Annotated in this window: 4 protein-coding genes; all 4 read right to left on the reverse strand. The window is 64.4% G+C overall.

Translation table 11 applies throughout. The features are described from left to right. Window positions 1-214: 214 nt before the first annotated feature. The 4 genes from AZG88_RS01705 to AZG88_RS01720 all read right to left on the reverse strand — a co-directional run bounded on the left by AZG88_RS01705 (window position 215) and on the right by AZG88_RS01720 (window position 6,047). On the reverse strand, window positions 215-886 hold the full coding sequence (locus AZG88_RS01705) for a response regulator (RefSeq protein ID WP_061696856.1): 672 nt from the start codon (window positions 884-886) through the stop codon (window positions 215-217). Continuing rightward, the gene (locus tag AZG88_RS01710; protein WP_197487759.1) at window positions 883-2,508 is read right to left on the reverse strand and encodes a sensor histidine kinase; all 1,626 of its coding nucleotides are present in this window, start codon (window positions 2,506-2,508) and stop codon (window positions 883-885) included. The genes AZG88_RS01705 and AZG88_RS01710 overlap by 4 nt, the downstream gene beginning before the upstream one ends. A gap of 351 nt (window positions 2,509-2,859) precedes the next feature. Beyond that, entirely contained in the window at window positions 2,860-3,711 is an 852-nt protein-coding gene (gene folP / locus AZG88_RS01715; RefSeq protein ID WP_231913765.1) for a dihydropteroate synthase, read from the reverse strand. Continuing rightward, window positions 3,708-6,047 carry an FdhF/YdeP family oxidoreductase gene (locus AZG88_RS01720; RefSeq protein WP_061696859.1) on the reverse strand — a complete coding sequence of 780 codons (2,340 nt, stop codon included), beginning with the start codon at window positions 6,045-6,047 and terminating at the stop codon, window positions 3,708-3,710. The genes folP and AZG88_RS01720 overlap by 4 nt, the downstream gene beginning before the upstream one ends. Between the last annotated feature and the right edge of the window lie 750 nt (window positions 6,048-6,797).

The following is a 6,797-nucleotide window of genomic DNA, read 5'->3' on the forward strand; positions in this document are numbered from 1 at the left end:
GCAACGAGTGTGCCCCCGGTGTGTCTGCACCGGGGGCACACCCGTGTGCTGGTCGAGGGTGCCCCGGGTCGGCGCCAACGCTCAACCGCATGGCGCGAACCCGCGGAGACGTGCCCCGGGTACCCGACGAAAGGAAGTTGTGGATCGGGGGATGGTCGATCGTTACAGTATGTGCGCGAAGGTTCCCGCCGAGCCGCCGCCGACAGGCGCAGCGTCAGCCTTGCGGGGGTGCCAGGCCTTCGCGTACCGCGACCAGCGCTGCCTGGGTGCGTGAGGTCAATTGGAGCTTGCGCAGCACGTTGCTGACGTGAGTTCGGGCGGTTCGCTCGCTGATGACGAGTTCACTGGCGATGGCCTTGTTGGACTTGCCGGTGGCGATCAGGCTGAGCACGGTTCGTTCCCGATCGGTGAGTGCACTGATGCCGGTGGGCGGTGCGACGATCTCCTGCGTCAAGCGGCGGGCCACCACCGGATCGAGGAACACATCGTTGCGGGCGGCGGCCTGAATCGCCCCTGCGACCTCGTGCGGTCCGGCGCTCTTGAGGAGGAACCCGGACGCCCCGTTCGCCAGGGCGGTGTGCACTCGCTCCATCTCGCCGAAGCTGGTGAGGATGACGACCTTCACCTCGGGATACGCGCTGGTGATCCGTGATGTCGTGGCGGCGCCGTCCAGGCGGGGCATGAGCAGGTCGAGCAGAACGACGTCGGGTAGTTCCTGGTGGGCGGCCATCGTGTCGAGTTTGTCGAGCGCGTCCTGGCCATCGCTCGCCTCGTCGACAACCTCCATGTCGTCGAGCACGTCGAGGTAGGCGCGGATACCACGACGAACGACCGCGTGATCGTCGACGATCAAGACCTTGATCTTGCGGGCGGCTGTCCCGGTCACGATGCTCGGCCTTTCGTGTCGGCCGGCGGTGTCCAGGTGCCCGTGATTTCCACCGAGGCGCCGGCTCGTGGGAGTCCGGCGGTCAGTGGAACCGACACCTGCACGATGGTCCCGGATCTTTTGCGTGGCTTCACCGTTACTGTTCCACCCCATCGTTCGGCCCTTTCCGTCATTGTCTGCAGTCCGTATCCAGTCGAATGTCCGGGTATGTCCTCGCGCGGTGAGGACAAGCCCCGGCCGTCGTCGGAGATGCTGGCGCGTAGGCGCTGGTCACGGACACCGATCCGGATCTCAACCTTGCCCGCTTCGGCGTGTTTGACCACGTTGTGGATCGCCTCGGCGACGATCCTGTACACGTCCTCCGCCATCTCACCCTCGATTCCGTCGAGCCCCTGACCCATGAAGAGGCGGAACCGCAGACCGGTCCGATTCGTGGTGCTGTCGACTAGTGCGCGCACTGCCTCTTCCAGCCCGCCCACCTGTGTGGTCGACAGCGGTCGCAGTTCGTGCACCATGGCCTGCAGGTCCGCGAGGACGGTGCGCGAGAGCAGTCCGACCTCGTCGGCGATACGTTGGACAGCGTCGGCCGGGAGCGACGTGCTGCGCTGCGCAAGCACCTCCATCGACTTGGCCTGCATGGAGATGGAAAATACTTGCTGGACGATGGAATCGTGTAGGTCGCGCGCCAGGCGTTGGCGTTCTTGGCGGCGGACGACGTCGCGTTCGCGATGCATCAGGGCGGCATAATCGATGGCGACCGCCGCCTGCTCTGCCATCGCGGTCAGGAACTCGAGGGTTCGGGTGCTCACGATCTGCCCCGGGGCGAAGAAGGCGTTGAGTACCCCCGCGGCCCGGCCGCGGATTATCAGCGGCACGCTTGCGAACGAGTCCCAGTGCAGTTCGCCGAGATACTCGCGGAGCGGTTCCCACGCAGGGTCGGTCTGAATGGTCTCCCAGCGGTGCGCGACCACCTTCGGTTCGCTGTCTGTCAGCGCATCGAGCATCAACAGGGAGGCACCGCGCTCCCGGCATTCGAGGAGACGGTCGAAGAAGTCCGGCCAATGCTGGAATCCGGCTGAACCCATGATCCGCAGCCCCTGGCCGCTTTCGTCGACGGTCAGGATCTGCACCCCTGCAAGCGCGTCGGTCTGTAGGACCTCCCGTGCGAGCGCGTCGAGGGTCGCCGAGAGCGACCCCTGCGACGCCAGTTTCGCGGCGCTGCGGGCGACGGCGACGATCCGACGTTGCCGCCGGCGTTCCTCGGTGACGTCCCGAAAGGTCACGACGGCGAGGCGGGGATTCCCAGGCGCCTGCTGCACCCGATACGCGAACTCCCGCTGCGGCCCCTCGTCGAGCGCCCACGGGGTGACTTGCTCACTCGGACCGTCGTCGAACAGGCCCACCGGCTCGGGGGCGACCTCGGGGGTAAACAAGAACGGTGACAAGGTGCCGATCAGGGCCGTCTCGGTCCTTCCGAACAACCGTGCCCCGGCACGATTGATGCGGACGAATCGTCCTGCCGAATCGACGACCGCGAGACCGTCCGGCGCCGCTTCGGGTAGACCAGCCCAGGCGAAGGGGAGCAGTGTCATCGATCCGTCGCTCTCACGCGCGCCGACCATGGTGGACCTCCTCAGCGTCGGCTGTGACGGCGGGCATCAGACAGCAGTAGGAACGACGTTGCATCCCAAGAATGCATGGCCGGCCAATGGAATGCACCCCCTGGTCGAGACATTCTCGGCGTTGGAGGCCGATATACGTCAAAGGTCGTAGAGGAACCTGGTCGGATCGGCCGCTACCTGCAGGTTTTCTGTCGCGCCCCCGCCGAACAAGCCCTCATTGGCGTTGGGTTGGCCCTGATCTGGCGCCCACCAGAAGCGAATGCGCCGGTGAGGGCGGATACACCGTGCTCCCGCCACTCCCGGGCTTCATTGCTCATCGCAGGCAGTCGCCGATGGGGGGTGTCGGCTGGGCTACGACGACGTGGCACCCCATACCGCCTCGAGCATCGCGATCGTGTCGAGTGTCTGCGGCACATCATGTACCCGGATTACATCGACCCCCGCCGACCATGCCGGGGCGATGAGTGCCAGCGACCCCGGCAGGCGCTCACCTACCTCGCGACCGGTCACCTTTCCGATGAACGACTTCCGGCTGACGCCCAGCAGCACCGGCACACCGAGCGCGCAGATCGACGGCAACCGGCGCAGAAGTTCCACGTTGTCTTCGAGTGACTTTCCGAAGCCGATGCCGGGGTCGATCCACATTTCTCCAACTCCCTCGACGCGGGCCGCCGCAGCGATGCCGGTCAGGTGCGTGGAGACCTCTGTGACGACGTCGTCGTAGACCGGATGCCCATCGATCGACACCGGGACGGTGTGCGAATGCATCCCAACGTATCCGCAGCTCAGTCGGCCGGCGACGTTGTGCAGGGTCCCGGAGACGTCGTTGACGATCGACGCGCCCAGCCGGACCGCTTCCTCGGCGACCACGTCGTGTCGGGTATCGACGGAGACCCGGCCCTTCGTCGCGAGAGCCGATATGATCGGCGCGATGCGTTCGAGTTCGGCGTCCGGCGAGACCGGGACCGCGCCGGGCCGTGTTGATTCACCGCCGATATCCACCGCCCAGGCGCCCGCCTCGAAAATCGCCTCGCCTGCGGCGATCGCCTCCTCGGTTGCGGCATAGCGGCTGCCGGCCCAGAACGAATCCGGGGTGAGGTTGAGGATGCCCATCACCTTCAGGGGCTCGGTGCCGGGCCGGGTCGTGCTCGGCGCGCTGTGGAGGTCGGAATCATACCGGGGTGGCGAAAAGTCGATTGTCATTGGGGCTCCCGCCGTTGTCCGGTGTGCAACTCAACAGGTGCTGAGTCAAGGCGCACGACAACGGATTTCGATGTTGGAGTGTTGGAAATGTCGGCGACCGAGTCCAGCGGAATGAGTGGATTCGTCTCCGGGTAGTAGGCTGCTGCACAGCCCGTTGCGGTCGGGTAGGCGACGATGCGGAAGCCGGGCGCCCGGCGCTCGTCGATGCGACCGTCCGTCTCCCATTCGCTCACCAGATCGACGGTCTGGCCATCATGCAAGCCGAGCTGTTCGATGTCCGCAGGGCTGACCATGATTACCCGCCTGGCGTTTTCGATACCCCGGTATCGGTCGGAGAGTCCGTAGATCGTGGTGTTGTATTGATCATGGCTTCGCAGCGTCTGCAGCAACAGTCGTCCTTCGGGAATCGTCGGATACGCGAGTTCGTTGAGCGTCAGGTTCGCCTTTCCCGTGGTTGTGGTGAACTCTCGCGAATCGCGTGGCGGGTGAGGAAGCACGAAACCATTTCGGCCGCGAACGCGGTCGTTGTAGTTCTCACAGCCCGGGACGACCCGCGAGATCGCATCGCGGATGGTGTCGTAGTCGGCTTCGAATTTCTCCCAGGGCACCGAATGCTCATCCCCGAATGTGGCCCGTGCCAGGCGGCAGACGATTGCCGGCTCCGACAGCAGTTTCGTGCTCGCCGGACTCAGTCGGCCTTGTGAGCGGTGCACCACCGACATCGAGTCCTCGACGGTGACGAATTGGGCTCCGCTGGCCTGGATGTCGGTCTCGGTGCGTCCCAGCGTGGGCAGGATCAGCGCGGTCTGTCCGGTCACCACGTGTGAGCGGTTGAGTTTGGTGGACACCTGGGCGGTCAGCCGGCAGCTACGCAAGGCGGCCTCGGTGATCTCGCTATCGGGAGTCGCCCGGGCAAAGTTGCCGCCCATTCCGACGAAGACACGAATCTCGCCGCGCGTCATTGCTCGAATGCCGTCGACGGTGTCGTACCCGTGCCGGCGCGGGAACTCGATTCCGAACTCATCGTCCAGAGCGGTCAGAAACGGTTCGGGCATCTTTTCCCAGATGCCCATGGTGCGGTCACCTTGCACGTTCGAGTGTCCGCGCACCGGACATACACCTGCCCCCGGCTTGCCGATCATCCCGCGGATCAGCAGCAAGTTCACGGCCTCACGGATCGTGGGAACCGAATGCTTGTGCTGGGTCAGCCCCATTGCCCAGCACAACACGATGCGATCCGCCCGCGCGAACCGGTCGGCGACGTCGTCGAGCTGGTCGACGGAAAGTCCGGTCGCCCGTTGCAGTTCCGCGTCTTCGACGTTCTGGACTTGCTCCCGGTAGGCGTCGAAGCCGTGGGTGTGGCGGGCCAGAAAGTCACGATCGATCACGGTGCCCGGCGCCAGTTCCTCACGCGCGAACAGTCTGGCGGCGATGGCCTTGAAGAACGCGAGGTCGCCGCCGAGGCGGATCTGGCAGAACACGTCGGTCAGTGACGTTCCCTTGGCCAGTACGCCGCGCACGCTCTGCGGGTCTTTGAAGCGCATCAGCCCGGCTTCGGGCAGTGGGTTGACGGAGACGATGGAGGCACCGTTGTGTTTGGCCTCTTCAAGTGCCGACAGCATCCGGGGGTGATTCGTGCCGGGGTTCTGGCCGACCACCAGGATCAGGTCTGCATGGTGCAGGTCGTCCAAGCTGACCGATCCTTTGCCGATGCCGATCGTTTCCGTCAACGCCGCACCGGAGGACTCGTGGCACATGTTCGAGCAGTCCGGGAGGTTGTTGGTGCCCAGACTGCGTGCGAACAGCTGGTAGAGGAACGCGGCCTCGTTGCTGGTGCGGCCGGAGGTATAGAACAGGGCCTGGTCGGGAGAGGGCATGTCGGTGAGCTCGCCCGACAGCAGACCGAATGCCGCGTCCCACGAGATCGGCTCATAGTGTGTTGCGCCAGGCCGGAGCACCATGGGATCGGTCAACCGTCCTTGCTGGCCGAGCCAGTAGTCGGACTTGTCGGCCAGATCTGCCACCGAATGCGCCCTGAAGAAGTCCGGGGTGACCCTACGGGTGGTTGCCTCCTCGGCGACCGCCTTGGCGCCGTTTTCACAGAACTCGGCGGGCTTCCGCCTGCCCTGGCTTTCCGGCCACGCACATCCGGGACAGTCGAAGCCGTGCCGCTGATTCAGCAGTGGCAGTGTGACAACCGTCCGGGCTACGCCCATCTGCGTGAACGCCCGCTTGAGGGAAACCCCAACTGCAGTCATTCCTGCCGCATGGTCGTGGACGTGCCCCACCCGCAGCTCGGACTCATCGATCTCGCTGTTCGACGCTTCGCTGCTCATCTTGCGGTTGCCCGTGATTCGCGGATCTGCGACGTCGGCGAATCCGCGGCAACGGCACATGAGGTCTCGGCGCCCCGGTCAGGGCCGTGCACACGCACTCGATCTGCGGACAGCTGACGATTCATGTACTCGCTCCTCATCGTTTCATCCACACTGGGTTTCAGCGTAGAAATACGCCGTGGCCGAGGACACTGATCTATGACTGAGCTCTATCGGCGATCGACCACATCCGGTGCTCATATAAATGACTTAGGAATTGACGGTGGGCAAAAACAGGCCCCACTGACGGCGAAATGTTGGTACTCGTGTGCCAGTAATGGTGTGGAGGATCAGACGCACCACTGCTTGCTGAGACGACGTGCGGTTCACCGAGGTGCTCGACACTCGGTGCATCCGATCGGGTCATCATCGAAGAAATTTGGCGACGGTTGCGGACACTGATCTATGACTGAGCTGCCTCGGCGATCGACCACACCCAGTCCTCATATAAATGACGTAACCGTCGGGCGCGGGCGAAAATTCGCCCACATAGCGACGTATATTCGACTTTCGGTGGCCGTGCACCACGGGTGAAGGCCGTGCCATCTCGGCTACTCGATAAAAGGATGCGAGCGTGGCACCTCTCCGAGGAGCGCTCGACCTAAGGGCCGCCTCAGAAGGGCCCCGGTCAGGCAGTTAGCGATCTATCCGGAATCTGGCATCTGGCTGGTCCGGCAATTTTGGAGGACGAATGACCCGAATCGTGATCAT

This window comes from Rhodococcus sp. LB1 (assembly GCF_001583455.1).
Lineage (GTDB): Bacteria > Actinomycetota > Actinomycetes > Mycobacteriales > Mycobacteriaceae > Rhodococcus_F > Rhodococcus_F opacus.

Excerpts from the sequence above, each read along its gene's own strand:
- AZG88_RS01720 (WP_061696859.1), bottom strand. The coding sequence starts at position 6,047 with ATGAGCAGCGAAGCGTCGAACAGCGAGATCGATGAGTCCGAGCTGCGG.
- AZG88_RS01710 (WP_197487759.1), bottom strand. The coding sequence starts at position 2,508 with ATGGTCGGCGCGCGTGAGAGCGACGGATCGATGACACTGCTCCCCTTC.
- folP (WP_231913765.1), bottom strand. The coding sequence starts at position 3,711 with ATGACAATCGACTTTTCGCCACCCCGGTATGATTCCGACCTCCACAGC.